At 74.0% G+C, this 26,048-nt stretch carries 26 protein-coding genes and 2 pseudogenes; 14 read left to right on the plus strand and 14 right to left on the minus strand.

The window, feature by feature from the left end; genetic code table 11:
* Positions 1-66: 66 nt before the first annotated feature.
* Positions 67-897, minus strand: coding sequence for a chitosanase (locus tag ACSUPV_RS40310; RefSeq protein ID WP_436949760.1), 831 nt, complete (start codon positions 895-897; stop codon positions 67-69).
* 218 nt (positions 898-1,115) lie between these two features.
* Between ACSUPV_RS40310 and ACSUPV_RS40315 the strand changes: the two genes are divergently transcribed.
* A complete protein-coding gene (locus ACSUPV_RS40315) occupies positions 1,116-1,298 on the plus strand; it encodes a hypothetical protein (protein WP_436949761.1) in 183 nt (60 codons plus the stop codon).
* 25 nt (positions 1,299-1,323) lie between these two features.
* Here ACSUPV_RS40315 and ACSUPV_RS40320 read toward each other — a convergent pair whose 3' ends face one another.
* A complete protein-coding gene (locus ACSUPV_RS40320) occupies positions 1,324-2,052 on the minus strand; it encodes an ankyrin repeat domain-containing protein (RefSeq protein ID WP_382617087.1) in 729 nt (242 codons plus the stop codon).
* A 388-nt stretch (positions 2,053-2,440) separates the two neighbouring features.
* On the opposite strand from ACSUPV_RS40320, the pseudogene ACSUPV_RS40325 reads away from it, so the two are divergent.
* Positions 2,441-2,710, plus strand: a pseudogene (locus tag ACSUPV_RS40325) (SpoIIE family protein phosphatase); the annotation flags it as partial.
* Between the two features lie 35 nt (positions 2,711-2,745).
* Here ACSUPV_RS40325 and ACSUPV_RS40330 read toward each other — a convergent pair.
* Positions 2,746-3,438, minus strand: a complete 693-nt coding sequence (locus ACSUPV_RS40330) for a GAF and ANTAR domain-containing protein (protein WP_031116261.1) — start codon at positions 3,436-3,438, stop codon at positions 2,746-2,748.
* Between the two features lie 106 nt (positions 3,439-3,544).
* Positions 3,545-6,109: a SpoIIE family protein phosphatase gene (locus ACSUPV_RS40335; RefSeq protein WP_382617090.1), complete on the minus strand. Its 2,565-nt coding sequence runs from the start codon at positions 6,107-6,109 to the stop codon at positions 3,545-3,547.
* Positions 6,110-6,280: 171 nt separating this feature from the next.
* On the opposite strand from ACSUPV_RS40335, the gene ACSUPV_RS40340 reads away from it, so the two are divergent.
* Entirely contained in the window at positions 6,281-6,871 is a 591-nt protein-coding gene (locus ACSUPV_RS40340) for an AMIN-like domain-containing (lipo)protein (protein ID WP_051649230.1), read from the plus strand.
* Between the two features lie 53 nt (positions 6,872-6,924).
* Here ACSUPV_RS40340 and ACSUPV_RS40345 read toward each other — a convergent pair whose 3' ends face one another.
* The 3 genes from ACSUPV_RS40345 to ACSUPV_RS40355 all read right to left on the minus strand — a co-directional run bounded on the left by ACSUPV_RS40345 (position 6,925) and on the right by ACSUPV_RS40355 (position 9,383).
* Positions 6,925-8,028, minus strand: coding sequence for a GNAT family N-acetyltransferase (locus ACSUPV_RS40345; protein WP_382617157.1), 1,104 nt, complete (start codon positions 8,026-8,028; stop codon positions 6,925-6,927).
* Positions 8,029-8,122: 94 nt separating this feature from the next.
* Entirely contained in the window at positions 8,123-8,500 is a 378-nt protein-coding gene (locus ACSUPV_RS40350; RefSeq protein ID WP_359793416.1) for a hypothetical protein, read from the minus strand.
* Between the two features lie 205 nt (positions 8,501-8,705).
* The gene (locus tag ACSUPV_RS40355; RefSeq protein ID WP_037768770.1) at positions 8,706-9,383 is read right to left on the minus strand and encodes a hypothetical protein; all 678 of its coding nucleotides are present in this window, start codon (positions 9,381-9,383) and stop codon (positions 8,706-8,708) included.
* Positions 9,384-9,697: 314 nt separating this feature from the next.
* Between ACSUPV_RS40355 and ACSUPV_RS40360 the strand changes: the two genes are divergently transcribed.
* Positions 9,698-11,050, plus strand: coding sequence for a diacylglycerol/lipid kinase family protein (locus ACSUPV_RS40360; RefSeq protein ID WP_382617094.1), 1,353 nt, complete (start codon positions 9,698-9,700; stop codon positions 11,048-11,050).
* 64 nt (positions 11,051-11,114) lie between these two features.
* Here the strand turns inward: ACSUPV_RS40360 and ACSUPV_RS40365 are convergent, their stop codons facing one another.
* Entirely contained in the window at positions 11,115-11,441 is a 327-nt protein-coding gene (locus tag ACSUPV_RS40365; protein ID WP_031116253.1) for an antibiotic biosynthesis monooxygenase family protein, read from the minus strand.
* Positions 11,442-11,559: 118 nt separating this feature from the next.
* On the opposite strand from ACSUPV_RS40365, the gene ACSUPV_RS40370 reads away from it, so the two are divergent.
* Positions 11,560-12,510, plus strand: a complete 951-nt coding sequence (locus ACSUPV_RS40370) for a TIGR01777 family oxidoreductase (protein ID WP_436949764.1) — start codon at positions 11,560-11,562, stop codon at positions 12,508-12,510.
* Positions 12,511-12,670: 160 nt separating this feature from the next.
* Here the strand turns inward: ACSUPV_RS40370 and ACSUPV_RS40375 are convergent, their stop codons facing one another.
* Both ACSUPV_RS40375 and ACSUPV_RS40380 read right to left on the minus strand, forming a co-directional pair.
* Positions 12,671-13,552, minus strand: a complete 882-nt coding sequence (locus ACSUPV_RS40375; protein ID WP_436949765.1) for a hypothetical protein — start codon at positions 13,550-13,552, stop codon at positions 12,671-12,673.
* 121 nt (positions 13,553-13,673) lie between these two features.
* Entirely contained in the window at positions 13,674-13,820 is a 147-nt protein-coding gene (locus tag ACSUPV_RS40380; RefSeq protein WP_198678043.1) for a hypothetical protein, read from the minus strand.
* Positions 13,821-13,960: 140 nt separating this feature from the next.
* On the opposite strand from ACSUPV_RS40380, the gene ACSUPV_RS40385 reads away from it, so the two are divergent.
* On the plus strand, positions 13,961-14,389 hold the full coding sequence (locus ACSUPV_RS40385) for a hypothetical protein (protein ID WP_382617099.1): 429 nt from the start codon (positions 13,961-13,963) through the stop codon (positions 14,387-14,389).
* Positions 14,390-14,617: 228 nt separating this feature from the next.
* Positions 14,618-16,258, plus strand: coding sequence for a phosphoglucomutase (alpha-D-glucose-1,6-bisphosphate-dependent) (gene pgm, locus ACSUPV_RS40390; protein ID WP_359789494.1), 1,641 nt, complete (start codon positions 14,618-14,620; stop codon positions 16,256-16,258).
* A gap of 54 nt (positions 16,259-16,312) precedes the next feature.
* Here the strand turns inward: pgm and ACSUPV_RS40395 are convergent.
* Positions 16,313-17,040: pseudogene (locus ACSUPV_RS40395) on the minus strand (DUF5949 family protein).
* On the opposite strand from ACSUPV_RS40395, the gene ACSUPV_RS40400 reads away from it, so the two are divergent.
* A complete protein-coding gene (locus ACSUPV_RS40400; RefSeq protein ID WP_031116247.1) occupies positions 16,954-17,244 on the plus strand; it encodes a zinc-ribbon domain-containing protein in 291 nt (96 codons plus the stop codon). The pseudogene ACSUPV_RS40395 and the gene ACSUPV_RS40400 sit on opposite strands and share 87 nt — an antisense overlap.
* A 31-nt stretch (positions 17,245-17,275) precedes the next feature.
* Here the strand turns inward: ACSUPV_RS40400 and ACSUPV_RS40405 are convergent, their stop codons facing one another.
* On the minus strand, positions 17,276-18,001 hold the full coding sequence (locus ACSUPV_RS40405) for an ArsR/SmtB family transcription factor (RefSeq protein WP_436949766.1): 726 nt from the start codon (positions 17,999-18,001) through the stop codon (positions 17,276-17,278).
* A 66-nt stretch (positions 18,002-18,067) separates the two neighbouring features.
* On the opposite strand from ACSUPV_RS40405, the gene ACSUPV_RS40410 reads away from it, so the two are divergent.
* On the plus strand, positions 18,068-18,697 hold the full coding sequence (locus ACSUPV_RS40410) for a flavin reductase family protein (RefSeq protein WP_382617104.1): 630 nt from the start codon (positions 18,068-18,070) through the stop codon (positions 18,695-18,697).
* Between the two features lie 91 nt (positions 18,698-18,788).
* Here the strand turns inward: ACSUPV_RS40410 and ACSUPV_RS40415 are convergent, their stop codons facing one another.
* Positions 18,789-19,292, minus strand: coding sequence for a hypothetical protein (locus ACSUPV_RS40415; protein WP_435850533.1), 504 nt, complete (start codon positions 19,290-19,292; stop codon positions 18,789-18,791).
* A 67-nt stretch (positions 19,293-19,359) separates the two neighbouring features.
* Between ACSUPV_RS40415 and ACSUPV_RS40420 the strand changes: the two genes are divergently transcribed.
* The 5 genes from ACSUPV_RS40420 to ACSUPV_RS40440 all read left to right on the plus strand — a co-directional run bounded on the left by ACSUPV_RS40420 (position 19,360) and on the right by ACSUPV_RS40440 (position 25,278).
* Entirely contained in the window at positions 19,360-19,842 is a 483-nt protein-coding gene (locus tag ACSUPV_RS40420; protein WP_436949767.1) for an SRPBCC family protein, read from the plus strand.
* A 251-nt stretch (positions 19,843-20,093) separates the two neighbouring features.
* Positions 20,094-21,101, plus strand: coding sequence for a trypsin-like serine peptidase (locus tag ACSUPV_RS40425; RefSeq protein ID WP_037768788.1), 1,008 nt, complete (start codon positions 20,094-20,096; stop codon positions 21,099-21,101).
* A gap of 130 nt (positions 21,102-21,231) precedes the next feature.
* Positions 21,232-22,356: an NADAR family protein gene (locus tag ACSUPV_RS40430; protein ID WP_436949768.1), complete on the plus strand. Its 1,125-nt coding sequence runs from the start codon at positions 21,232-21,234 to the stop codon at positions 22,354-22,356.
* 82 nt (positions 22,357-22,438) lie between these two features.
* The gene (locus tag ACSUPV_RS40435) at positions 22,439-23,941 is read left to right on the plus strand and encodes a HEAT repeat domain-containing protein (RefSeq protein WP_436949769.1); all 1,503 of its coding nucleotides are present in this window, start codon (positions 22,439-22,441) and stop codon (positions 23,939-23,941) included.
* A gap of 95 nt (positions 23,942-24,036) precedes the next feature.
* Complete coding sequence (locus ACSUPV_RS40440) at positions 24,037-25,278, plus strand: glycosyltransferase (protein WP_436949770.1); 1,242 nt, start codon at positions 24,037-24,039, stop codon at positions 25,276-25,278.
* 123 nt (positions 25,279-25,401) lie between these two features.
* Here ACSUPV_RS40440 and ACSUPV_RS40445 read toward each other — a convergent pair whose 3' ends face one another.
* Positions 25,402-25,974, minus strand: coding sequence for a substrate-binding domain-containing protein (locus ACSUPV_RS40445; RefSeq protein WP_436949771.1), 573 nt, complete (start codon positions 25,972-25,974; stop codon positions 25,402-25,404).
* Between the last annotated feature and the right edge of the window lie 74 nt (positions 25,975-26,048).

Raw genomic sequence — 26,048 nt, forward strand, 5'->3', positions numbered from 1 at the left:
GGCGGCCCGGGAAGGAGTCCACTTGCGCGACCGCTCGATGGACCAATCCGGCCCGGGCCGCGGCGGTCACCCGATGTGGTAGCTGTCGCCGTAGACCTTCCAGTCGAGCGGCGGGTCGAGGTCGAGGTTGCGTCGGCGCAGGAAGACGCGCTGCGCGGTGTCGACGCGGCTCGTGTCGCTGTGGGCCTCCTCCTGCTTCATGGCCCACACCCGCGCGTCCAGGAAGGCGTCGAGGTACCTCACCTCGTCACCGCCCTGCGCCGGCGGCTTCGCCGTGCGCAGCGCACGCCTGCGGATGTTGCGGAAGCTCAGGGGGTCGGTGCCGTCGCCGTGCATCACGATGGCGTCGTAGTAGGCGAACTGGCCCAGCACGCGCAGCCCGTCCGCCTTCCCCTGCCGGACCGCCGGGCCGAAGTACACCCGGTCGCGCTCGTCGTCCTGGGCCCGCCGGAACGCGGCGTCGCGGGCCGCCCGGCGCCAGTCGCCGGGGAAGCCCGGGTCGAGCCCGTCGTGCGAGTCCGAGCCGTTGACGGCGCGCAGCGCCGGCAGGTACTTCGCCAGGACGTTGCCGGGCTTGCGGTCGGTGTAGAGCTCGACGAGGTCGAGCATGTCGCCGGTGCCGGAGCAGAACCCGATGATGCCGGCGGTGTAACCGCGGCCGTCGCGGATGTCCTCGATGTACTGGTACTGCGCCTTCCAGTCGAGCGAGGAGTTCTCCGCGCTCGACACGAGCTGCATGGCGATCTCCTTCTTCGCCGGGTCGTCGAGTCCGACGGCGCGGACGGATGCCGTGGCAGTGGCCGGTCCAAGGAGCGGGGCGGCGACGGCGGCCCCGAACAGGGCCAGGACGGTGCGGCGTGCCGCTGGGCTCGCGGCCGGGGTCGAGGGCTGTCTCACGGTGTCTCCAAGCAGGGTGGGGGGTGGAAGAGCCGAACCGTGCAGAACTGATAGGAAGGTTTCCTATCACCAGGTGGACGCAAGGGAAACAGGCGAACGGAAAGTTCGTAGGGTCGAACAAGCGCGCCCGGCGGGAACCGTGAGCCTCGCTCGTACGTCAACTCTTTGCCCAGGAACGGCCGATCGGTCTGAGAGACCAACCGGAGAGGGGAATCGCCGTGGACGACGCGACGTCGCAGCAGGGAAGCGAGGCGGAGGCCGCCGCGCGCCGGTCCCGCTTCGGGGCACTGCCGGAGCCGGTACGCGTGGAGGACATGGTCGAGGAACGGGCGGCGAACTCACCCGACCCCGCCCGCACGGCGTACAACCAGGACGAGTGGCTCGTGCGCTACTGCCTGTGAGGCACGGCGCGGCGGACCCTGACCGCTACGACCGGCCGCGCGCGCCCAGCTCGCGCAGCCACCGCACGACGTCGTCGGCGTCCTGGGCGAGGGCGATGTCGAGCGGCGTCCGGTCGTCGTAGCCGCACCAGTCGATGTCGGCGCCGTGCCGGTGGAGGTACTGCGCGGTGGCCAACTGCCCGCCGTGGCAGGCCCCCCAGAAGGCGCTGGTGATGTCGTCGGGCGAGGGAGGCTCGCCGTCCTCGACGTACGCGCGGACCCGGTCGAGCAGGCCGAGCGTCGCGGCGTCCTGGAGCGTCGTGCGGGCGCCGTGCGCGACGAGGCGGTGCGCGGCGCGCCACTGGCCGAAGGCGCGGGCGTCGGCGAGCGGGGTGCCCCCGGCGATCACCGCCCCGGGGGCCTCGATGTCGGCCCCGGCGGCGATGAGCGCGTCCAGTACGGGCACGTCGTTGTTGCTCGCGGCCCAGTGCAGCGGCGTCTCCGTGTGCGCGCCGGCGAACCGGGCGTTGGGGTCCGCCCCGGCCGCGACCAGGGCGGCCACCACCTCGGGGCCGTGGGGGAAGTGACCGGGCCAGTCGGTGGCGAGGTGCAGCAGACTGCGCGTGCCCTTGCCGTCCTCATCGTGCTCGGTGACGCGTGCGGTGGCCAGGCCGGGATGGTCGTCGAGCAACCGCCGGAGCCCGGGCAGATCACCGGCCCGGATCGCCTCGGTGACGGCGACGGCCAGCGGGTCGCGCGATGTCAGCGTCTGCAAGCCGGCCTCCCGATCGTCCCCAGGGCCTCCGATTCTGCCAGCACGGCACCCTCGGCGGCCGGTGAACCGGCCGGATTCCGCGTCGGCACGGCCGGGGTGCCGCCCCCCGGGGGCTCGGCGAGGGACCCGCACGGACGCTTATCGGTCCCGGCGGACGCTATTGGCTTCCCGACGACCGCTGTCGGGCTCGCGGCGGACGCTCACCGGGCTTCCGACGGACGCCAGCGGGCTCCCGACGGACGCTCACCAGGCTCCCGGCGGCCGCGACATCCTCGGCGGCGGCGCGCTGCCCCGGCCCACCGGGTCCGTCCCCCGATCCGCCTCCTGCCCGGACCGGCCCCCGCGCACCGCCACCCCCACCGCCCCCTGGGGGCGCCGCCCGGACGACGTGCCCGCACGTCCCGGCAGCGCCGGCGTCCTCGACATCCAGCCCGGCCCGCTGCCGGGCGTCGACCCCGCCGCCCACTACCCCGTCACCAGCACGCCCCTGCTCCCCGGCACCACGCTCGCGCTCTGCACCGACGGCCTCGTCGAACTCCCCGGCGACCCCACCCGGGCCACCTCCGGCCTCGCCCGGCGCCTGGGGGCCGGCGACGGCCACGCCCTGGAACGGCTCGTCCACCACACGACGCCCACCGGACGGGACGCCGACGACATCGCCGTGCTGCTGCGCGCCACCCGCGGTCCGGACGGTCAGGCCTCACCGGGACGGTCGGCGCGGACCCGCCGGGCCACGTCGCGCAGCTTGATGTTGTGGTGCTGCGAGATCCGCCGCAGCACACCGAAGGCCTCGTCCTCGCTCAGCCGGTGGCGTTCCATCAGGATCCCCATGGCCTCCCCGATGGCATGCCGGGTCTCCAGGGCGTGCTCCAGCTGGTCGACGGTGCGGGCGGTGGCCAGCGCGACGGCGGCGTGGGAGGCGAGCAGCCAGCCCGCGGTCTCGATGTCCTTGCCGAACGCCCCCGGGCGACGTGAGTAGAGGTTCAGCGCGCCGAAGTCCTCCTGCTCGGTGTAGAGCAGCACACCGGTCATGCTGCCGATCCCGAGCCCACGAGCCGCCTCGGAGAACCGCGGCCAGGACGGCTGGGGTCTGGTCATGTCGGCGATGCGGAAGAGCCGCTCGCCGTCCACGCGCCGCGCGGCGTCGAAGCACGGCCCCTCGCCCAGCTCGCCCTGCAGCCGGTCGGACTCCTCGACCATGTCGCCGCACACCGCCAGCGTCACGGCCCGGCCCTTCGACACCGCCAGGATGCCCGCCGCGTCACAGCCCTCGACGAGCTTCACCGCCGCCGCCGCGATCTCGTCCAGCGTCGCCTGGACCGAGTCCTGCGCCAGCAGATCCCGGGCGAGCAACGCCATCTGCTCGGCGTACCGCTGCCACTCCACCGCCACCACCGCCTTGCTCGCCGATTCCGACCACGGTACTCGCGCCGCGTCCGCCACGCCGACCGCCGGGGGCCTGACGGACGCGGTCCCGAGCCCGCGCCTCCGCTCAGCGGTACGCCGTCAGCAGCAGCGCCACGTCGTCCGGCCGCTCCGTGGCCCGCCGGGCCGTGCCCACCAGCCGGTCGGCGAGGTGCTCCACCGAGTCCGCCGACGTGTCGGCCAGGCAGCGGCGGACCCGCTCGATGCCCGTGTCGATGTCGCTGCCGGGCCGCTCCACGAGCCCGTCGGTGTACAGGGCGAGGACGCTTCCGGGGGCCAGCTCGATCGGGGTCACGGGGTAGAACGCGTCGGGCTGCACACCCAGCATGACCCCGCCCGCCAGGTCGAGCGTCTCGGCGTGCCCGTCGGGATGGCGCAGCAGCGGCGGGGGATGGCCGGCCCGCACGGCGAGGGCCCGGCCGGTGCGCGGGTCCAGTTCGATGTAGCAGCAGGTGGCGAAGGCGTCGGCCTCCAGCTCGGCGAGCAGCCGGTTGGTGTGGATGATGACCTCCTGCGGCGGACGCTCGCTCGCGGCGAACGCGTGCACGGCGCTGCGCAGCTGCCCCATCACCGCCGCGGCGCCGACACTGTGGCCCTCGACGTCCCCGATGACCAGCGCCACCCCACGCCCCGTCCTGATCACGTCGTACCAGTCGCCGCCGATGGCCATGCCCTGTGTGCCGGGCAGATAGCGGCCGGTCGTGCGCAGCCCGTCCACGGCGGGCAGCCGGTGCGGCAGCAGCCCCTCCTGGAGGCCGCGGGCGACGGCGGACTCCGCGTCGTAGAGCCGCGCCCGCTCCAGGGCCTGGGCGGCGAGGCCGCTCAGCGCGGTGAGAGCGGAGCGCTCGTCGGCGGTGAACCGGCGCGGGGCGTCCCAGCCGAGGATGCAGGAGCCGACGGGGTGACCGGAGGCGATCAGCGGCAGGAACGACCAGGCGCTCATGCGGTCCAGGGCGATGCCCGGATACGCGACGGAGAGGTCCTCCGGCGACTCGAAGAACAGCGGTAGCCACGTGGTCAGGGCGTGCACGCCGGGCAGCTGCGTGTCGAGGGTGACCCCTTCGAACGGGGTGAGGAAACCCTCCGGGTAACCCGACTCCCACAGCAGGTACATCCGGCCCTCGCGGACGGTGTACAAAGCGAGTTCCCGGGCGCCGAACGCCGGCAGCAGCTGCTCCGACACGGCCCGGCACACGTCCCGCACGGTCACCGCCTCGGTGAGGACGCTCGCCATCTGCACCACGTGGTACAGCGCGCCGGCCCGCGCCGCGGCCACCGGCCCGGGCGGCGGCGCGCCGGGACCCGCCACGAGACCGGCGGCGGACCCGGCCTCGTCCGCGGACTCCCCACCCGTGGGCGGGCCGGTCTCGGAGACCCGGCCGGTCAGCCCGTGCACGTCCGGGTACAGCACGAAGCCCAGCCAGTCCCCGTCCGGACGCCGCACGAGGAAGGACACCTGCTCCTGCGACAGCATCGCCGCCCGGTAGCGGTCCTCGTACGCGGGATCCCGGAGCCAGGTGACCACCTCCCACGGATAGCGGCCCAGCAGCTCCTCCCGGCCGCAGCCCAGCAGTTCCTCGCAACGCCGGTTGGCGAACGTCAGGCGGCCGTCCTGGTCCAGGGAGAAGATCCCGTCGGGCAGCCGCTCGGCCGCCTCGGCCGCGGTCAGTCCGCCGGCCGCGTCGACCAGGGCCGCCACCAGGACCCGGGCGGCACCGGCGCCGCCGCCCACGAGGTGCCCCCACAGCTCGACGGGCCGGTAGCCGCTCTCCCCGCTGTCCGCGGACGCCTCCCGCACCCGGAGGTGCCGGGACCTGACCCGGCCGTGGGTGAGCGCGTCGTGCCGGCTCGCCCGCAGCTCGTGCAGGTCGTCGGGGCTGATCCGGGCCTCGATGTCCGCCAGGGTGCCCCCGAAGTCCGCCCGGGCGATGCCCAGGAGGGCGAGGGCCTCGTCGTCCGGGGTGCACCGGTCCGTCTCCAGGTCCCAGTCGACGAGCCCCACCCGGACGGGGTGGACGGCGGGGGTGGGCAGCCGCACGCCGACGGGTTCGTCGTCGTACTCGAGCCGAGCGGTGGAGACCGGGCCGGGCCGCCCGGCGGCGAGGCGGCCGAGCCGCTCCTCCATGGCGCGCCCGGCGGGCCGCAGCGCGAGCGCCACCGCCTCCGCGTCCATCGGCGTCCGGGCGGCCGAGCGCAGCACGACCAGGACGCCGACGGGCTCGCCGCCCGCCCGGACCGGCCGGTAGGCGGAGCCGAACGAGTACGGCAGCCCGGCGGTGAAGTGCGGGAAGCGCACCATGGTGGCGCGCTCGTCCGGCAGCCACAGGGGTTCGTCGCGCCGGTAGGCCTCCGCCATGGGCAGGGCGCCGCCCACGGGCACCCGCCACCAGCTCCTGAGCAGCGACCGGGGCACCCCGGTGACCATCGCCAGCACGAGCGAGCGCCGGTCGCGGGAGCGCAGGTAGACCAGACCGCCGTAGCCCCCGAGGTCCCGTACGGCCTGGATCAGCGGAGCGGTCAGGGCGTCCTCGATCCGCCCCGTGTCCCCGGCCGGGTCCCGGCCGTCGCCCCCGCCCCGGATCCGGCCGCCGGACGACCGCGGCCCGTCCGGTACGGCGGCTGCCTCATCCATGTCGCGTCCTCCCGGTACGGACGCACCGGACACCAATCGCTCCCCACCAGGATGTGCCATGGTCGGCGCTCCGGCGCGGTGGGTGCGACCTTTCGTTCACGCGGGTGCAACCTTTGGGTCAAGACGGCCGTCTCACCCGATATCACAACCACGCAAGCCTCGGGGGCGGCAATGGTACGAATCAGAACAGCATGCGCGACGCTCGCGCTCGTGGGCGCCACGGTCGGCGTCGCGGCGATCCCGGCGGGCGCCGCACCGGCCGCGGCCCGGCAGGCCACCACGCAGACCACGACGTGCCCGACCGGCTGGGGAAGCCTCGCCAAGACCGGCACCGGCACGACGGTCGCACCGCTGACGAACGTCAGGACCGGCCGCCACGCCTGCTTCGACCGGATGGTCGTCGACGTGCCCGGCGCGGGCAGCGGCGTCGGCTACAGCGTCCGGTACGTCGACCGCCTCCACCAGGACGGATCCGGCCGCCACATACCCGTGGCCGGCGGCGCCGTTCTCGAGGTGCGGGTGGCCGCGCCCGCCTACGATCCGGAGACCGGCGCCCCCACGTATCCCGGCCGGGTGGCGCGTCCGCTGCCGGGCGTCGACCTCACCGGTTACCGCACCTTCCGTGACACGCGCTTCGCCGGCAGCTTCGAGGGGGAGACCCAGATCGGCCTCGGCGTCCGCGCCCGGCTGCCCTTCCGGGTGCTGCAGCTCGACGACCGCGTCATCGTGGACGTCGCCCACAGCTGGACCGCCACGAGCTGACCCCCGCGCGCCCGGCTCTTCCCCGAGCCGGGCGCCCCGGGCGGGCAACGCGCTCAGCGGCCGCGCAGCCGCCCCGCCTCCGCCAGCGCCCGGGCGGCCGCACCGGCCAGACGGGGCCGGTTGCGGACGAAGCGGCGGGCGGCCCGGGCGGGCTCCCGGCCCAGCCAGTGGGCGGCCCCGCCCGGCACCGGCCGTACCACCGCCCCCTCGTACACCCGCAGGTCACGGGTCTTCAGCGACTCCTTGTAGCGGGCCGGGCCGCTCCCGAGGTCGACCGTCTCGACCCCGTCGGCCGCCGCGGCCTCCAGCATCCTCAGCTGGAGCACGAGCCCGGGGGAGTACTTGGCGTACGCGCGGTCGTAGGCCGGGAACCACCAGGAGAGCACCGTGCGCGAACGCAGACCGAAGTGCGCCGCCACGGGCCGGTCCGCGGCGTACAGCACGGACAGCACCCCGCGGCACTCCGGTTCCTCGCTCCGGCCGAGCAGGCCCACCAGCCGGGTGATCCAGTCCTGCGCGAACCGGTCCCGCCGTCCGGTCCGCCGGTACTGCGCCGACTTCCAGCCCATCAGCGCCCGCAGGGCGGCGGGGTCGTCGGCGTCGTACACGAACCGCACCTCGCCGACCTGCCGGGCCAGCCTGCGCTCCTTGGCCAGGGTCTGTCTGAGGAAGCTCGGCGACTTCGCCCGCAGCCGCCGCGTGTACCGCTCGAACCCCTCGGCGAGGTCGACGACCGGCGAGGCGAGCTCCTCGGCCGCGTGCGGCACGAACAGCCCCTGCCCGGCCTCCAGGTTGTCGAACTCCCAGGACGACAACGCGCAGGACCGCAGCAGCCGGCGGGCGTCGAGCCGGATCCCGGGGCGTAACACGGCCCCCTGACTGTCCGACACCCCGAGCCCGATGGCCCGGCCCTGCCCCAGGGGCCCTCTCTCGTACGGGAAGAACCCGACCGGTGAGCCGTCGTCCTGCAGCACCGCGACCCTGGCTCCCGGCCTGACCCGCCCCACCGCCGTGGTGAACGCGGGGTCGAGGAAGGGGTTCGCCGGGGCCCCGGACTCCGTCCGTATCTCCCGCCACATCTTCTGGTCGTTCGGGCTCAGTTCGTCCGGCCTCAGAACGAGAACGCGCTTTCCGGGCAAGTCTGCCTCCTGTGTCATCGGCATGGGGACACACGAAGGCCTGCGCACCGCGTACCGGCACCAGGCAGTACTCGGGCCGCACGGCGCAGGCCCTGATCGGTACCGCCGCCACTCAGCAGCGGAACGTCTGCAACTCGACGGCGCTCCGGGCTGCCCCGACCGCCCCCGGACGTCTGGCCGCTCCCCCCGCGCGGGGGTCAGTACCACCCCGGTCCACCGCGGGCGCCCCGGCCGTCACGGAACTCGCCCCGGCCGCTCCGACCGTCCGGGGCGTCCGCGCCGCCGGCTGCCTGGCGGACGCCTCCTCCTCGCACGGACAGCGCTCCCCGGCCGCTTCCGCCTCGGCGCCCGAAGCCGTGGCCGTCTCCGTGGCCGCCGTGACCGCGCCTTCCGCCGCGGGGCCGCCGTGCGTGAACGCCGGGACGACGAGATGCAGCACCAGCAGGCAGGCCACCAGGCCCATCGCCGCTGCCCATCGTGGCCGCACCATCAGACCCCTGATCTGCGTCTCGGCGGGGGAGTACGGAAGGGACCCGGGCCCCGGGGCCGGCACCGGACCTGACCCCCGACCCGGCCGGCTGCGTCTTCCAGTAGGCCGAGCCCGTCCCGCCCCGTCAACCCCTGGTGAGACGATTCGCCCCACTCGGCCGACCGTCGCCGGAGCGTGACGGAAAGCGCTGTCGACACAAGGGCCGTCAGTCGCCCACGCTCAGCACCTCGGCCGGCTTCGGCGGCCGGATGTCGAGGGGCTCGTCGAAGCCGCTGAACGAGGTGGTGGTGTGCTGGGCGCCGCTCTCGTAGACCGTCCTGAGGAGATACGGCTTGCCCTCGTCAGCGACGTAGAAGGTGTACGTCCCTTCCTTGTCCGCCTTGTCGGTCACGATCAGCTCGACGGCCTTCGTGCCCCCGACGCGGGTGGATCCGCCCTTCCTCGCCGTGCCGAACGAGTCGAAGGGCCTCTCGCAGGAGGTCAGTCCGTCACCGGTGCTCGCCGGGTCCACCGGTGTCTTCACCCACAGCTTCTGCTCGCTGGTGAGGCCCGGATTGTTCTTCCACTTCTGCAGATAGGCCCGGTTCGGGCGGACGTAGTCGGTCGTTCCCAGCCGGATCTGCTCCAGGGCGCTGCCTCCGGCCCAGGTGGTCCTGGACCTGCACCGGCTGTCGAGGTCGGTGACGAGATGGCTGGTGACCGTGGATCCGCGGGTGGTGCGGTTGGTGATGTCGACGGTGACGGAGTCCAGCTTCCGCATCGTCGCGTTGGCCTCGTCGAGGATGTCGCCGGCGGACCTGTCCTCGCCGGTGCCGCCGCTACCGCACCCGGTCAGGACCGCGCCCGCCAGCAGGCACAGCGCGGTCGTCGTCGTGATGGTCATGGCCCGCACGGAGCCCCCCTGTTGTTCGTGTCGGCCGATGATCGGCAAGGGAGCCTACCCGCCTGCCGCCCGGCCCTCCGGTCCGGAGGGCCGGGGGTGGGTGCCGGCGTGCCCCGGCGCGCGGAACCCGCGCTCGCGGGCCGCGTACGCTACCGGTGGCTCCACGCCGGGGAATCGTCACATCTGACGTGCTCGCCGGCCGGGGAGCCATCTGGAACGGCGGTGGCCGAGCCGGTCCGTCGGCGGGCACCATGGGCACGGCCGGGCGCGGTCTCCAGGGTCCGCCCGCGCCGGCCTCCGAGCGGAGGGACGAGATGGGATCGGCGATGAGCGAGTGGTATCACCACCGGCAGAGATGGGCCGCCAGGGGAGCCCTGGCCGCAGCCGCTTCGGCCGCGTTGCTGCCCCTCGTCGCCGGCGGTCTGGCAGGGCTGCTGCTGCTCGTGGCCGGCCTGGCGGGACTGGCCCTCACCGCGGCCGCGCTCTGGTGGGTCCTGTCCCGCCGCGGACCGGCACGGATGGCGGCGGCCGCGCTGGCCGTCGCCGCGCCCGTCGGCCTCATCACCCTCTTCGCGACCGCGAACGTGCTCTGGGTGGTCTTCCTGTCCCTGCTGCTGTGGTGCGCGGCGGTCTGGAGCGGCCGCTACGCCCTGCGCAGCACCGGCCTGCGGCCGGTCCGGGTGAAGGAGTACCGCACGCCGGCGCCGCAGCGCCCCTTCCTCCTGCTCAACCCGCGCTCCGGCGGCGGTAAGGTCGGGAAGTTCGGCCTGAAGGAGAAGGCCGAGGCGCTGGGCGCCCGGGTCGTCCTGCTCGACCCGGAGCAGCACCAGGACGTCACCGTCCTCGCCAGGGCCGCGGTGGCCGACGGAGCCGACCTCCTGGGCGTCGCGGGCGGTGACGGCACGCAGGCCCTGGTCGCCGCCGTCGCGGCGGAACACGGGCTGCCGTTCCTCGTCATCGCGGCCGGTACGCGCAACCACTTCGCCATGGACCTGGGACTGGACCGGGACGACCCGTCCCGGTGCCTGGACGCCCTCACCGACGGCGTCGAACTCCGCGTCGACCTCGGCTTCGCCGACGACCGCCCGTTCGTGAACAACGCGTCCTTCGGCGTCTACGGGGCCGTCGTGCAGAGCCCCGGCTACCGCGAGGACAAGGTGGGCGCGGCACTGGAGCGGCTGCCCGAGCTGCTCACCCGGCAGACCGGCCCGCGGCTGACCGCGAGCGCCGACGGCACGACCATCGCCGACCCGCAGGCCGTCCTGGTGAGCAACAACCCCTACCGCATGGACGACCCGTTCGGCTTCGGTCGGCGCGAGCGGCTCAACTCCGGGAGGCTCGGCGTGCTCGCCGTCCGCGTGGACAGCGCGGTGGAAGCGGCCGAACTGCTGCTGTCCCCGCGCCCGGAGGGGCTGACGGTGCTCACCGCGCAGCACGTCGTCGTCCACGCCGACGCACCGCACCTGGAGGTCGGCCTCGACGGCGAGGCACTCACCCTGCCCGCTCCCGTCCACTGCCGCATCGCACGCCGGGCCCTGCGCGTCCGGGTGCCCCGCGACCGGCCCGGAGTCCCCGACGCGCCTCCGCGCCTGGACTGGCGCCGGCTGCGCAAACTGGCGGCCGCGGTGAGCCGTACCGCCGCGCCCTCGCGCTCCTGGCGTACCTGAGCGCCGCACACACGAGGCCCCCTGCCGCTCCGGCCAGGGGGCCTCGCCCTTGACGGGCCGCGGGCTACGCGCCCTTCGGCCCGGCCTGCTGCACCACCTCGAAGGACCAGAGGGTCGAGTCGCTCGCCGCGGGCCTGGGCCGCTCGCCGCCCTCGCCGCCGCCCTGGTGCGCTGCCTTCATCGGCCCTTCCATCCAGGCCTGGAACGACGCCTCGTCCCGCCACCGGGTGTAGACGAGGTAGGTGTCGGTGCCCTCCACCGGGCGCAGGAGCTCGAACCACTCGAACCCGTCGGAGCTCTCCACGGTGTGCGCGCGGGAGGCGAACCGCTTCTCCAGCGTCTCGCGCTGCTCGGCGGGCACGGTCAGCACATTGATCTTGACTACGCTCATGGCCCCATCTTGCCCGACGACACGTCTGCGCCGGCTAAGGGCCCCGCGCCACGCGAAGGTTTTGAACGCGTTCAAATGTGGGTTAGGGTCGCTCTCACACGTCGAGCGGGAGACCTTCATGAAGATCGTGATACCCGGCGGGACCGGTCAGGTCGGCACCGTGCTGCAGCGCGCGCTGAGCGCGGTGGGGCATGACGTCGTGGTGCTCAGCCGGCGCCCGGCGGGCCGGGGCGAGGTGCACTGGGACGGTGCGACCCCGGGCCCGTGGACGAAGGAGATCGACGGCAGCGACGTCGTCGTCAACCTGGCGGGCCGGAGCGTGAACTGCCGTTACACCCCTGCCAATCTGCGGGAGATGATGGACTCGCGGGTCCACTCCGCCCGGGTCGTGGGCGAGGCGATCGCCGCAGCCGCCCGGCCGCCCCGGGTCTGGCTGCAGATGAGCACCGCGACCGTCTACGCCCACCGCTTCGACGCGCCCCACGACGAGGCCACCGGCGTGATCGGCGGAGCCGAGCCCGACGTCCCGGGCTACTGGGTCTACAGCGTCGAGATCGCCAAGGCATGGGAGCGCGCGCAGGAGTCGGCCGACACCCCGCACACCCGGAAGGTGGCGCTGCGCACCGCCATGGTGATGAGCCCGGACCGGGGCGGCGTCTTCGACGTCCTGCTGCGGCTGGCCCGGCTCGGTCTCGGCGGCCCGGTGGCGGGCGGCGCCCAGTACGTCTCCTGGATCCACGACCAGGACTTCGTCCGGGCGATCGAGTTCCTCGTCGCCCGGGACGACATCGACGGCCCGGTCAACCTCGCCGCTCCCGAGCCCCTCCCGCAGCGCGCCTTCATGCGCACGCTGCGCGCCGCGTGGGGCGTTCCGGTGGGGCTGCCCGCCACCCGCTGGATGGCCGAGGTGGGTGCCTTCGTCCTGCGCTCGGACACCGAACTGCTGCTCAAGAGCCGCCGTGTCGTCCCCGGCCGCCTCCTCGAAGCGGGCTTCACCTTCGACCGTCCCGCCTGGCCGGAGGCCGCGGACGACCTAGTGCGGCGGTTGCGCGGCGGGCGCGTGGGGTGAGACGGCGGCGCGTATCGGCGCGCGCGTGAGGTGAGGGGGCGGCGCGGCAGGTGCGGGGGAGAACGCGGGCAGGTGCGCGGGAAGGGCCCGCGCCAGTTGTGCGGGCCGGCCGGCGCCAGTTGTGCGGGCAGGCCCGCGCCAGATGTGCGAGAGGCCCGCGTCAGCTGCGTCCCTCGCCCCGCTTGCCCTGCTCCACGGCCTTGCCGGTCATGTCGGTGACCTGCCCGGCGGGCGGCGCGTCCGCCTCCACCTCGGTGCCGAAGTCGGTGAACTCCATGAGCGTGCGCACCGTGACCTTCTGCGGCGAGGAGGAGGCGTCGGCGGACGACCGCTGCGTCACCGCGGCGGGGGCACTGAGGGTCATGTCGAACTGCTGCCGCCGCATCCGGCCCTGCTCGTCGAGCCACACGTCCATCGGCAGCGTCGGACCGACCTGGCGGCGCAGGGCGTCCCCGTCGGGGAGGTCGGCGACGTCGACGGAGACGCGGTAGTGCGTGGTCTCGACCCCGTCGATCGTCTCCGTGCCCTTCTCGGTCACGTCCTTGTCGGTGATCGCCTGGGCGAACTTCGCGGAGCGAGCGGGGTCGTTCACGGGCCGGTCGCCGGAGCCCTGCCGGGCGGCGACCTTCCCCATGTCGATCTTGATCCACGGCTTGCCGCCCGGCGCCTGCCCCTTCGGCACCTTCTGGTACAGGACCTGGTCGACCACGCGCTGTTCGATCCGCTGTCCCTGTGCCGTGACCGTCATGACGCTGTCGCCGTCGTCCAGGTCCACGGCGCCCTGCCCGTTCGCGGTCATCGACGTGCCCCGGGCCGAGGTCTGCACCCGCAGCTTCACCCGGGCGGTGTCCTCCTCGGCCGTCCTGTCGTAGGCCGAGCGCACCGCCCGGGTGCCCTCCTCCTGCGTGCCGCCCCGCGCCGAGGAACCCGGCGCCGCGTCACCCGTGCCGTCCTCGTCGCCGCAGCCGACCAGCACCGTTCCCGCCAGGACACCGGCGACACCTAAGGCACAGACCTTCCTGCCGTTGCCTGCCCTGCCCATCGAACCAGCTCCTCTCAGAGGTGTGTGATGCGACCCAAGTGCCCATACCGGGCATGAACACACCCACCGAACCGAGGAGTTGGGGACCGGGGCCGGTCCTGGGGCGGACGGTGCGGTCCCGTCAGCGGCGGCCCCTGAGCTTGCCGAGCAGACGCTGCGCCTGGGCCCGCTTGCGGGGGTCGGCCGCCGCCCGCCGTGCCTGCTCGACCGCACGCCGCCCCTGCGGACTCCGTGCGAACTGCTTGATGCGATCCAGCATTCCGGCCATGACGTACCTTCCTTCGTGTCCTGACGTCGTCCTTGCTGTAGCTCGCCTACCCCCGCTACGACCTGCTCAGGCACCCGCCCGCCCGGTCGGCGCGCGGCCGAACGTGTTTGCCGCCGAAGTCAGGGGCAAGGCGGTGTTCCATGACTGAAGAGAACAAGCGCGCGAATCAGAAGCCGACCACGATACGGGCGACGGAGTCCAAGGCCCGCCGTACGGCGGACAAGGCGACCGCGCCGGCGTCCCGGGCCGCGAAGCAGGCGGCCGGCAAGGCCGATGACGCGGCGTCAGCGGCCACGTCCGGCGCCGAACGCTCGGCCGAGACGGCGAAGGCCGCGGCGCAGACCGCGGCCCGCGGCGTCGAGGCGGGCCGCCAGGCCGTCGTCGCGGCGTCGGGCCAGGTCGCGTCCACGGCCAGGACGGCCTGGACGGTCATCGCCCAGCGCAAGCTCGTCGCCGCGGGCGTCGGCGCCGGTCTCACGGCCCTGAGCGCCGCCTCGTACGCCGTGGGGCGCCGCGCGGAACGCGGCACGCACGGCCCGCTCACCCGGATCACCGGCGGGCGGATCTGACCACGGCCGGCACGCCCGGCGTGCCGGCCACGAGGGGAGCAGGCGGCGCGGCGCGGCACCGAGTCCACGGTGGTCCGCGGCGCCGCCCTCTCACGTTCCGGAGCCGCCGCCCCGGTGGCCCGGCGCACACATCCGGCCGCCGCCGCGGTGCCCCCCTCGCGCGGCACGGCCGTGACGAGGAAGGATGAGACCGCACACGAAGGATCAACCATGCGGAGGAGCGGGCCCATGCAGCACGAGCGAGCGGGCAGTCCGGCCGGTCCCGGAGATCTCGTCGACGTCGCCCGGCTGGTCACCGCGTACTACGCGCTCCACCCGGACCCGGACGACCCGGGGCAGCGCGTGGCGTTCGGGACCTCCGGACACCGCGGATCGTCACTGGCGAGCGCGTTCAACGACGACCACATCGCCGCGACCAGCCAGGCCATCTGCGAGTACCGGGCCGACCAGGGCACCGACGGCCCTCTCTTCCTGGGCGCCGACACGCACGCCCTGTCGGAGCCCGCGCGGGTCACCGCCCTGGAGGTGTTCGCTGCCAACGACGTGACGGTGCTGATCGACCAGGCGGACGGCTACACGCCCACCCCGGCCGTCTCGCACGCCATCCTCACCCACAACCGCGGCCGCACCACCGGCCTCGCGGACGGCGTCGTGGTCACCCCCTCCCACAACCCGCCCGCCGACGGCGGCTTCAAGTACAACCCGCCCAGCGGCGGCCCCGCCGCCTCCGACGCGACCTCCTGGATCCAGGACCGGGCCAACGAGATCATCCGGGGCGGCCTGAAGGACGTCCGCCGCGTGCCGTACGCCCGGGCCCTGGCCGCCGGCACCACGAGCCGCTACGACTTCCTGGGCACCTACGTCACCGACCTGCCCGCCGTGCTCGACCTGGACGCGATCCGCGAGGCCGGGGTGCGCATCGGGGCCGATCCGCTGGGCGGCGCGTCCGTCGCCTACTGGGGCCGCATCGCCGAACAGCACGGCATCGACCTCACCGTGGTCAACCCGCACACCGACCCCACCTGGCGGTTCATGACGCTGGACTGGGACGGCAAGATCCGCATGGACTGCTCGTCGCCGTACGCGATGGCCTCGCTCATCGAGCAGCGCGACCGCTTCCGCATCGCCACCGGCAACGACGCCGACGCCGACCGGCACGGCATCGTCACCCCGGACGCGGGGCTGATGAACCCCAACCACTACCTCGCCGTCGCCATCTCCTACCTGTACGCCCACCGCGACCGCTGGCCGGCCGGCACCGGCGTCGGCAAGACCCTGGTCTCCTCCGCCATGATCGACCGGGTCGCCGCCGACCTGGGCCGCGAGCTGGTGGAGGTGCCCGTCGGGTTCAAGTGGTTCGTCGACGGGCTGGTCGGCGGCACCATCGGCTTCGGCGGCGAGGAATCGGCCGGGGCGTCCTTCCTGCGCCGGGACGGCTCCGTGTGGACCACCGACAAGGACGGCATCATCCTGGCGCTGCTCGCCTCCGAGATCACGGCGGTCACCGGCAAGACCCCCTCGGAGCACTACGCCACGCTGACCGCCCGCTTCGGCGAGCCGGCCTACGCCCGGATCGACGCCCCGGCGTCCCGCGAGGAGAAGGCCCTGCTCGCCAGGCTCTCCCCGGCACAGGTCAGCGCGGAAACCCTGGCCGGGGACGCGGTCACCGCGGTGCTCACCGAGGCACCCGGGAACGGCGCAGCCATCGGTGGCATCAAGGTGACCACGGACAGCGCCTGGTTCGCGGCCCGCCCCTCCGGCACCGAGGACGTCTACAAGATCTACGCCGAGTCGTTCCGCGGCCCCGACCACCTGCGCCGGGTGCAGGAGGAGGCCAAGTCCGTGGTGCTGGCGGCCCTGTCCGGCTGAGCACCGGCACGACACGGCCCGGGCCACGCCCTCGTGGCCCGGGCCGTGCGGAGTTCAGCCGCGCAGGCTGCGGGCGGGCAGGACGACATGGGCCGCCGACGTGAGCACGTCCTCGTCGGAGGTGAAGGCGGCCAGCGTCTCGACGTCGTCGGGTTCGGCACCCTCGGGCCACGGGCGGGTGGCGACGATGAGGCAGGCGTACCCGAGTTCGCCCACGGCCTTCAGCCAGGTCTCCGGCGGAACGGACTGGGACGTGAGGTGCCGCACGGTGAGGACGGCCGACCCGGGCACGACGAGCAGGCCGATCGGCAGGCTCGGCCGCTGGACCGCGTGGACGAGGCCCTCGCACGGGGGAGCCCGGCGCCGCGCAGCAATTGCTCGATGGCCGCCGACGTCGCCTCCCGACCGTTCGCGCCGTCTCCGAGGGAACAGGCCAGGAGGTAGGGAACGTCCCCGTCGGGGGTCGTGCCCTGCCAGGACAGGACGACACCGCGGCACCGCTTCGGCGCGCCGGAACGCGGTCGGCCCGCTGTCACCCGAGTGGACCACGCCCCGCCGGGCGCTCCACACGAACGAGGGGCGCGGGTACCGGCTCGCACCGGCGGAACGGGATACAGGACACTGGTAGGGGCGACAACAGCTCGGAACCCGCCGGCGGTGTGTCGTCGGGGTGCGACCCGGGGAAGGACCGACACGTGATCATCTTTGGCACCAAGGGCTACCTGTACCAGCTGGCGATACTGACGCTGGTGTGCGGCCAGTGCGGCAACCCCGCCGCGCACACCCTGAGGAAGCGCGTCACGAAGTTCACGCTGTTCTTCGTGCCGCTGTTCCCGGTCTCCACGTCGTACCGCACCCAGTGCACCTTCTGCGGCGCGGAACAGAAGGTGACCAAGGAGCAGGCCGAGCAGCTCCAGGCGCAGGACGCGGGCGCCCAGGGCGGCGGCCAGGCGTACGGGCAGCCGCAGCAGCAGCACCGGTTCTGAGCCGGGCGGACACACCGGGCGGAGGAGGTGCTCAGCCGACCGTGAGCACCTCGTCCGCCAGACCCAGGTGATGCTTGAAGGCGTCCCGCCCCCGGTCCGTCAACCGGACGACCCGGGAACCATCGCCGTGCACCAGCCAGGATGCCTCCAGCGCACGGTGGAACACGGCGGCGGCCACCGCCCCTGCCAGGTGCAGGCGCCCCTCCGTCCAGTCCATACAGGTCCGCACATGCGGCCGGCCCGCTGCCGCGACCCCCTCGCCCGCGATGCCGAGGTCCGTCAGCCAGGCACCGCCGGACGCGGTGAGCGCCGGGCCGGACTCCCAGGACAACAGCCCGCGCGTGGTCATGCCGTCGGTGATCGCCACGGCCAGGGAGCCGCCGAGGTGGTCGTAGCAGACACGGGCGAAGCCCACGGCCCGGTGACGGCGGGCGGCGGTGAGCGAACGGACCGGGACGAGCCGGCGCGGCGCCCGGGCCGCCAGTGCCTCGATCATCTCCGCGATGCCGGGGTCCGCCAGGCGCACAAAGCGGTGCCGTCCCCTGCGCTCCTGCGCCAGCAGTCCACCGTCCACCAGCCGGTTGAGGTGGCTCGTGGCCGTGGACGGGGCGACGCCGGCGAGGGCGGCCACCTCCGACGCCGTCCAGGCACGGCCGTCGAGCAGGGCGAGACAGATCCCGGCGCGCGTACGGTCGGCGAGCAGCGCACCCAGCGCGGCGAGATCCGGTTCTTCGGCGTGGACGTCAGGGCTGGTCACCGCCCCATTGTCGCCGGGCGACACTTCGACGGCCGGCGAAACGTCCCGCCCGTAGCGTCCTGGGACATGACGAACGACACCCACCTGGTGGTCCGGCCCAGCATCCTCTACTTCGGAACGCCCGTGGTCCTGCTGACCACCGAGAACGCCGACGGCACCTGCAATCTCGCCCCGATCTCCTCCGCGTGGGCCCTGGGGCAGCACCTCGTCCTGGGCCTGGGCATCGAGAGCCAGACCGCGCGCAACCTCGCGGAGCGCCCGGAACTCGTGATCAACGTCGCCTCGCCGGAGCTGTGGGAACACGTGGAACGCCTGGCGCCGCTCACCGGCGCGAGTCCCGTCCCGGAGGCCAAGCGGGCGGTGTACCGCCACGAGCCGGACAAGTTCGGCGCGGCCGGGCTCACCCCGGCCGCCGCCGAGGTGGTGAAGCCGCCGCGCGTCGCCGAGTGCGCCCTGCAGTTGGAGGCCCGGGCCCGCAGGCTGACGCCGGGCGGCGCCGGCCTCTTCGTCAGCGTCGAATGCGAGGTGCTGCGCGTCCACGCCGCCGAACGCGTCGTCGTACCCGGCACGCACCACATCGACCCGGCCCTGTGGAGCCCGCTCATCTACAACTTCCGCCACTACCACGGCCTGACGCCCGAACTCGGCCACGGATTCCGCTCGGAGACGGCCAGGACCAGCGCACCGGCCGCCTGACCGCTGCCGCGGCCGGTGGGCTCATCGCGCGTCGCCCACGGCGACCAGCTCGCCTGCCGCGGCGATCAGCTCGCCTGTCGAGCCGACCGGCTCACCGCCGCGGCGCGGACTCCGGCCCGTCCGTGGTGTGCGGCCCGTCCGCAGACACCGATCTGTCCGCGGACCTGAGCCGGCCCGCCCCGCGGCGCCGCTCCCGCAGCAGCGCCGCAGCCGTCGCGGCCGCCCCCGCGGCCTCCCACGCCCCGACCCCGACGAAGACGTCCGGCGCCCTCCCACCGGCCGCGGCGGCGACGAAGACCGTGCAGGTGAGCAGCCGGAACGGGACGGTCCAGCGGAAGAAGGCCCGCCAGTCGGCCAGTGCGGCCAGCACGTAGTACACGCCCATGTTGAGCGCCGCCATGGACGACGCCGTCATGAACGCGGGCGTGAAGTCCCCGGCGGCCCGCTCACCGGGGTCGGCGAGCAGGCGCACGCGGGGGAGCGTACCCACGTGCGACGGGCGGTGGTGGGGGTTCCACCCTGCAGCCGGACGTGGCACGAGAGGCAGTGATCGGATCGCAGGTGGCAACCGCGGCATGCCGGGTACTCGTCGCATCGGGCCCGGACCTGTGTGTGGGCCGATGGGCCTCCTGCAGTCGATCAGGGAAAACGGAGGCATGCAGATGAGCACCGTCAAGGAAACCGTGGAAGTCGACGTCCCCCTGCACACCGCCTACAACCAGTGGACGCAGTTCGAGGAGTTCCCGAACTTCATGGAGGGCGTCGAGGAGGTCAGGCAGCTCGACGACCGCCACAACCACTGGACCACCAAGATCGGCGGCGTACGGCGCGAGTTCGACACGGAGATCGTCGACCAACTGCCCGACGAGCGGGTCACGTGGCGCACCACCAGCGGCGACACCAACCAGAGGGGCTCCGTCCGCTTCGAGCGCGTGGATGACACCCACACCAGGGTGGAGCTCGTGATGGACGTCGAGCCCAGCGGAGCGGCGGAGAAGGCCGCGGACATGATCGGCACGATCGACCGGCGGGTCAAGGGCGACATGAAGCGCTTCAAGCAGTACATCGAGGAGCGCGGAAGCGAGTCCGGCGCCTGGCGCGGACGCATCCAGCCGGGCGGCGGCGGCACCGGCCCCGCCCTCTGACCCACCCCCTCTCCGTCCCGGACCCGGCCTCCACCGTGGAGGCCGGGTTCTCTCATGCCCGCGTGTGCCCCCACCTCCGTGGCGCGTGTGCTCCTCGCGGAGAGCGTGTGACGTTTCGGCCATCGTGATGACATGCACCTGTCCCTTTCGGTCTCCTGGTGGCACGCTGCCCTCTGGCTGTCCGCAGCGACACCCCTGCCTGACCGGGCGGACGGTCCCTCCGCCCGACCCCCACAGCAGAAGGAGACCGCGTGATAGGCAGACCCCGTAGCCTCCGCTCGTCCGGCCGCGGCGCGCCCGTTCGCCGCACCCTCCTCGGCGCACTCGCCGGCGTCGCCGCGATGCTGGCGACCGGCGTCACCGCCGCACCGGCGAGCGCCGCGCCCGAACCGGGAGCGACGGCACCCTCGGCGCAGGAGCGCGCCCGCGCCTTCTGGACCCCGCAGCGGATGCGCGAGGCCACCCCGCTCGACGTCCTGTCCGTCGACCGCTCCGACGTGCGGACAGCGGCGCCGCGCAAGGGCAAGGCGACCGTCATCGCCCCCAGCGCCTCCGCCTCAGGCGTGGGGCCCCTGGCCATTCCCCACAGCGGAGGGCCCTGGACCGGCGGGGGAGCGGTGGTCAAGACAGCGGGCCGGGTGTTCTTCACCTTCCAGGGGCGCACCGCCTCCTGCTCCGGCAACGCCGTCACCAGCGCCAACAAGTCCACCGTGATCACCGCGGGGCACTGCGTGAAGATGGAGGGCGCCTGGCACACCAACTGGGTGTTCGTGCCCGGCTATCACGACGGGCAGGCCCCGTACGGCACCTGGACGGCGTCCAAGACCCTGTCCACGCCGCAGTGGACGGCCAGTGAGGACATCAACTACGACATCGGCGCGGCCGTCGTCGCCCCGCTCGACGGAAAGAGGCTGACCGACGTCGTCGGCGGTCAGGGACTCGCCTTCAACACCGGCTACAACAAGGCGATGTACGCCTTCGGCTTCCCGGCCGCGGCACCCTACGACGGCTCGAAGTTCATCTACTGCAGCGGCACCACCTACCGGGACTTCCTGCTGTCCAGCGACCACGGCATGACCTGCAACATGACCGGCGGCTCCAGCGGGGGCCCGTGGTTCACGCAGTTCGACGAGGCCACCGGGACCGGCCTGCAGTCCTCGGTGAACAGCTTCAAGTACAACTTCCTGCCGAACGCCATGTACGGCCCGTACTTCGGCGCCGACGCGCAGAACCTGTACCAGAGCGCCCAGTCCTCCTGATCCACCGGCCGGCCGGGAGCCGGGTCCTCCGCCGCACCCAGGCGGAGGACCCGGCTCCGGGCGTGCGCGCGACGATCCGCGGCCACGACAAACCCGTTGCGCCGACCAGGGGTTACGGCAGAATGCCGGCATGATCGGCCATCGGATCACCTACCGCACGGCGGACGGCAGACGCGTCCCCGGGACCTGGCGCCACGCCTTCATCCGCAACGGCGACTACTTCCTCACCGACCTGTTCGTCTACGCGGACGGGCTGATCGACTGCTGGGGCCTGGTCACCCTGGAGGAGTTCGAGGAGAAGCTGCGGTGCGGCTGGGTCGCCACCCGGCTCCCGGACGGCGCCCGGGTCTCCGCGCACGACCTGGCGGTGTGGAAGTTCAGCGAGCCGCGCACCTGGCTCACCCCCGAGCTGCTGCTCGCCGAGATCCGCGACACCATCGACCAGCTCAACGGACGCCCGGACTCCACGGACCGCTGCCTGGCCGCCGTCGACGTGTTCCTCGCCGACGGGACCGAGGAGAACCGGGCCGCGGCCCGCGCCGCCTACCACGCCATCCCGGAGACCCAGCGCCACTACGCCCTCGGCGACATGGACCGCAAGGACGGGCCGCTGCAGGTCCTGGTGACCGGACCCGGCGGACTCCTCGAGGCCCTGCCCGACGAACCGGTCACGCAGGAGGAGTACGACGAAGCGGTGGCCTACTTCGAGGACCGGGCGAAGTGGAACGCCGAACGCCCCTCGCGCGTCCCGGCCGACGGCCCCGCCACCCCCATGGCCCCGGCGATCCACCTCTACCAGAGCTACCCCCTCAGGCCCTCGGACGACCCGGGCACCGAGGTCCTGCGCAACGAGTTCCCCGCGCCCCTGCTGATCGACGGCGTCACCTATCCCACGGTCACGCACGCGTACTGGGCCCTGTCCACCGCCGATCCCGAGGCCCGGGCCGCCGCCCGGGACGCGGCCTCGACGTTCGACGCCCGCGCCGCGGCGGCCGGCGCCCCCCGGCGCGAGGGGTGGGAGCAGGCCCGGACGGCGGTCATGACCTCCCTGCTGAGGGCCAAGTTCACCCAGCACCCGGCGCTCGCCCGGGTCCTGGTGGACACGGCCGACGCGACACTCGTCTACGACGACGCGGACTCCGAGCACTGGGGCGACCGGGGAGGCCGCGGCCGGAACTGGACCGGCCGCCTCCTCGAAGTCGTCCGCTCCGAACTCCAGGCGGAACAGGCGGGCATCACCCCACCTGTCGGCTGACGCCCAGGCGGCCGACCTTCCAGAAGAGGGGCACCGGAGCAACCTTCGTGTCCCTCGCAGGTCTTTCTTCGTGGAGGTGTCCATGGGGGCGGACCATCAGATCGCTTTCTTCCTGCGGGAGTCGACGGCGCCGGATGCGGAGCGGCGCGCGGCGGCGCTGAAGGGGCTGGGGCGGACCGGCCGGTCCGAGTACGCCCCCGTGGCCGCCGAGGCGGCCGGCGACCCCGCGTCCTCCGTACGCGCGGCCGCCGCCCTGGCCCTGGCCCGTCTCGGGGACCCGGAGGCGGGCCGCGCGGTGCTGCCCCTGCTGATGAGCGACGAGGACCCGGGCGTACGGTGCCGGGCCTCGGTCGCCGTCACCCGGCTGGGACTCGGCGGTCCCGCGGTCATAGAGGCCTTCGCGCGTCAACTGGCCGACCCGGACCGCCGCGTGCGGATCAACGCCCTGGAGGGGCTGAGCGTCCTGGGCGTGCCCGGGGACGCCGCGGCCCTGGTCCGGCTCCTCGGCGATCCCGACCCGGCCGTCCGGGGGCGGGCTCGGACCCTGATCCACGGGTGCGCCGGTGACGAGACCGTGCGCGCGGAGGTGATCCGCACCGCCCGCCAGGGCTCGGGCACCGCCCGCGCGCGAGCCCTGGACTGGCTGTCGGAGAGTCACACCGAGCACCTCCTCGACTCGCTGCTCACCGGGCTGCGCGATCCCTCTCCCGCGGTACGGATCGCGGTCGCCCGGCGCTTGTTCCACGTGGAACAACGGCAGGTGCAGGACAAGCTGGCCGAGGCCCTGCGCACCGAGCGGGACCCCGAGGTCGCCGCGAGGCTGCTGCGCGGCCTCGGACGGCACGGCGACGAGCACGTCGGCGAACCGGCGGTGCGCTGGCTGCGCGACCCCATAGCCGGACCGTCGGCGGCGCAAGCCCTGGGCGCTCTGAACACGGACACGGCCGCCGAGGAACTGCGCGCCGCCCTGGCCGACGAGACACTGCCCTCCCGCACCCGGGCCGCCGTCGCCACGGCCATCGGAGCCCAGGGCCGATGGGACGCCGTGTGGCTCCTGCTGCCCCTCCTCGACGACCCCGACGACGACCTGCGCGCGGGCGCCCTCGACGGACTCGAGGCACGCGTCGAGAACGGACTCCGCCTCTGGGAGCGGCACCCCGTGGCCTGGTCCCTGGCCGCCCACCTGGAAACCGACGCGCGCCACATCTGGCGTACCCGCAACGCCCTCTTCGGCCTCGCCCAGGCGCTCCCGGCCGTACGGCGCCTCGCGGACGGCAGCCGGTCCGCGGAGGTCCGGGCCGCCGCGCTGTCCCTGCTCGACGGCGACGACCCGACCGACGAGCGAGCCCGGCACGACGTGCGGCGCTTCCTGCGGAGCCTGGACGACCCGCACGAGGCGGTCCGCTACCAGGCCGTTCTCGGGCTCACCCGCTGGGTGGAGGCCACCGGTTCGCTGCCGCCCGGCGGCGAGGAGGCGCGCGCCCGGCTGACCGCGCTCACCACGGACGCCTCGCTCCGCGTCCGCCAAGCCGCCGCCGGCCTCATCGAAGCGCTCGACACCGGCCCGGTGTTCGACCCGCCGTAACAAGGTCCGGCCGGCCCTCACCTGCACCGGCGGTTTTCGTCCACATGCCGCCGTACACAGCGTGTCGCCCTCCCGGGCGGTCCACACTGGGACGCATGCGGGTGGTGATCATGACAGCGGGGTCGCGCGGCGACGTCGCGCCGTACACCGGGTTGGGCGCGGGGCTGGTGCGGAGCGGGCACGAGGTCACGCTCGCCACCCACGGCCTGTTCGAGCCGTTGACCGCCGGTTCCGACGTGCGCTTCCACCCCACCCCGGTCGACCCGCACGCCGTGTCGCACTCCGACCGCGGCCGCAGCCTGCACGCCAGTGTCACCGGGCTGGGCAAGCTGCTGCACGCGGTGTCGATGGCCCGGTCCGCGGCCGAGGAGATGACCGACGCCCTGGTCCAGGCCGCGCGCGGCGCGGACGTCGTCCTGGCCGCAGGCGCCGTGGCCCCCCTCGGCGCCGCCATCGCGGAGGGGCTGCGGCTGCCCAGCCTGGGCCTGTTCCTGCAACCCCAGCACCCGACACGGGAGTTCGGCGCCCCCATGCTCGGCGGGCGCTCGCTCGGCACCGTGGGCAACCGCCTGGGCGGACTGGCCGTCACCACCGCCGTCGACGGCGTCTACACCCGGGCCATGCGCAGGCTCCGCACCCGGCACGGCATGACCCTGCGCGGCCCCGTCGCGATCCGCCGGTCCCACGAACGGGCCCTGTGGCCGGTGCTGCACGGCTTCAGCGCACAGGTGGTGCCCCGGCCCCGGGACTGGCGGGCCGGACTGGAGATCGCCGGCTACTGGTGGCCGCACGACAGCCGCGAACTGCCCCGCGAGGTGGAGGAGTTCCTCGCCGCCGGGCCCGCCCCGGTCTTCGTCGGGCTGGGCAGTGCCACCGTGCCCGACCCGGAGCGGCCCAGCGGCGAGATCGTGCGCGCCCTGCGCACCGCGGGACTGCGCGGGATCGTCCAACAGGGCTGGGCGGGGCTGGCCGCCCGCACCGACGACGTGATCACCGTCGGCGACGTGCCGCACGCCATGCTGTTCCCCCGGACGGCAGCCGTCGTCCACCACGCCGGAGCCGGCACCACCGCCGCCGTCCTGCGCGCCGGCGTCCCCACCGTTCCGGTGCCCGTGCAGTTCGACGGCGGCTTCTGGGCGGCCCGTCTGGTCGCACTGGGCACCGCGCCTTGCGCCGTCCCCCTGCGCCGCCTCACCGCCGACACGCTCGCCGCCGCCCTGCGCCGGGCCGTGAACGACTCCGCCCATCGCGGCCGCGCCCAGGACCTCGCCCGCCGTCTGGCCGAGGAGGACGGCGTGGCACCGGTCCTGACGGCCCTGGACCGACTCGTGTCGTGAGCGGCGCGGGTGGCCGATCCGCAGGCCACGCCGGGTGATCGCGCCGGAGATTCCCGCATCGATGTCGTGGCGTCATGCCTGATGCAGGGTCACGACAGACGCACACTCACGACAGATGCAGGGTCACGTCAGCGGTACCGTCGACCCCCTGATGACCACCCGGCAGGGCAGCGTCTCGATCCCCGAGCGACGCGCGCCGGAGATCGCCGTGAACAGGGCGTGCGCGGCGGCCCGCCCGACCTGTTCCAGGTTCATGTCGACACTGGTCAGCGGCGGCCGGGAGGCGGACGTCAGGACCCGCCAGTCGTCGAAGCCCATCACCGCCACGTCCTCCGGCACCCGGTGGCCGCGCTCGCGCAGGACGTCCATGACGCCCCGGGCGATCTGGTCCCTGCCGCACAGCACCGCGTCCACGTCCGGGTGCCGGTCGAGCAGCAGCGCGGTCGCCGCCCGGCCCCAGCCCTCCGACCACGCCCCGAACCTCGGCTCACCCACCAGGGCGAGACCGGCGTCGGCGAGCGCGGCCCGGGCACCCTCGGCCCGCTCCCGGGCGACGGCGTACCCGGGGTCGCCGGTGATGTGCGCGATGCGATGGTGGCGCTGAACGTCTTCGTCTACGACGCCGCGGGTGAAGTACGCGTGGTAGGGCGTGTCGTCGCCGATGTGGAAGGGGGCGAACGCCGGCCGCTGGCTCACCGAGAACCTGCTCACCCGCGCCGAGCACGACCGCGTCGTCGCGCGGCGAACGAGGCGGACCTGCGACGCTGAGC

Source organism: Streptomyces sp. SudanB52_2052, assembly GCF_964272415.1.
GTDB lineage: Bacteria > Actinomycetota > Actinomycetes > Streptomycetales > Streptomycetaceae > Streptomyces > Streptomyces olindensis.

What these genes read in the sequence shown, in the direction of transcription:
- ACSUPV_RS40345 (WP_382617157.1), bottom strand. Translation starts at nt 8,028, where the DNA reads ATGACACAGGAGGCAGACTTGCCCGGAAAGCGCGTTCTCGTTCTGAGG.
- ACSUPV_RS40380 (WP_198678043.1), bottom strand. Translation starts at nt 13,820, where the DNA reads ATGGCCGGAATGCTGGATCGCATCAAGCAGTTCGCACGGAGTCCGCAG.
- ACSUPV_RS40420 (WP_436949767.1), top strand. Translation starts at nt 19,360, where the DNA reads ATGAGCACCGTCAAGGAAACCGTGGAAGTCGACGTCCCCCTGCACACC.
- ACSUPV_RS40440 (WP_436949770.1), top strand. Translation starts at nt 24,037, where the DNA reads ATGCGGGTGGTGATCATGACAGCGGGGTCGCGCGGCGACGTCGCGCCG.
- ACSUPV_RS40340 (WP_051649230.1), top strand. Translation starts at nt 6,281, where the DNA reads ATGGTACGAATCAGAACAGCATGCGCGACGCTCGCGCTCGTGGGCGCC.
- ACSUPV_RS40410 (WP_382617104.1), top strand. Translation starts at nt 18,068, where the DNA reads ATGACGAACGACACCCACCTGGTGGTCCGGCCCAGCATCCTCTACTTC.
- ACSUPV_RS40375 (WP_436949765.1), bottom strand. Translation starts at nt 13,552, where the DNA reads ATGGGCAGGGCAGGCAACGGCAGGAAGGTCTGTGCCTTAGGTGTCGCC.
- pgm (WP_359789494.1), top strand. Translation starts at nt 14,618, where the DNA reads ATGCAGCACGAGCGAGCGGGCAGTCCGGCCGGTCCCGGAGATCTCGTC.
- ACSUPV_RS40355 (WP_037768770.1), bottom strand. Translation starts at nt 9,383, where the DNA reads ATGACCATCACGACGACGACCGCGCTGTGCCTGCTGGCGGGCGCGGTC.
- ACSUPV_RS40435 (WP_436949769.1), top strand. Translation starts at nt 22,439, where the DNA reads ATGGGGGCGGACCATCAGATCGCTTTCTTCCTGCGGGAGTCGACGGCG.
- ACSUPV_RS40415 (WP_435850533.1), bottom strand. Translation starts at nt 19,292, where the DNA reads ATGCGACGAGTACCCGGCATGCCGCGGTTGCCACCTGCGATCCGATCA.
- ACSUPV_RS40360 (WP_382617094.1), top strand. Translation starts at nt 9,698, where the DNA reads ATGGGATCGGCGATGAGCGAGTGGTATCACCACCGGCAGAGATGGGCC.
- ACSUPV_RS40365 (WP_031116253.1), bottom strand. Translation starts at nt 11,441, where the DNA reads ATGAGCGTAGTCAAGATCAATGTGCTGACCGTGCCCGCCGAGCAGCGC.
- ACSUPV_RS40370 (WP_436949764.1), top strand. Translation starts at nt 11,560, where the DNA reads ATGAAGATCGTGATACCCGGCGGGACCGGTCAGGTCGGCACCGTGCTG.
- ACSUPV_RS40350 (WP_359793416.1), bottom strand. Translation starts at nt 8,500, where the DNA reads ATGGTGCGGCCACGATGGGCAGCGGCGATGGGCCTGGTGGCCTGCCTG.
- ACSUPV_RS40385 (WP_382617099.1), top strand. Translation starts at nt 13,961, where the DNA reads ATGACTGAAGAGAACAAGCGCGCGAATCAGAAGCCGACCACGATACGG.
- ACSUPV_RS40430 (WP_436949768.1), top strand. Translation starts at nt 21,232, where the DNA reads ATGATCGGCCATCGGATCACCTACCGCACGGCGGACGGCAGACGCGTC.
- ACSUPV_RS40335 (WP_382617090.1), bottom strand. Translation starts at nt 6,109, where the DNA reads ATGGATGAGGCAGCCGCCGTACCGGACGGGCCGCGGTCGTCCGGCGGC.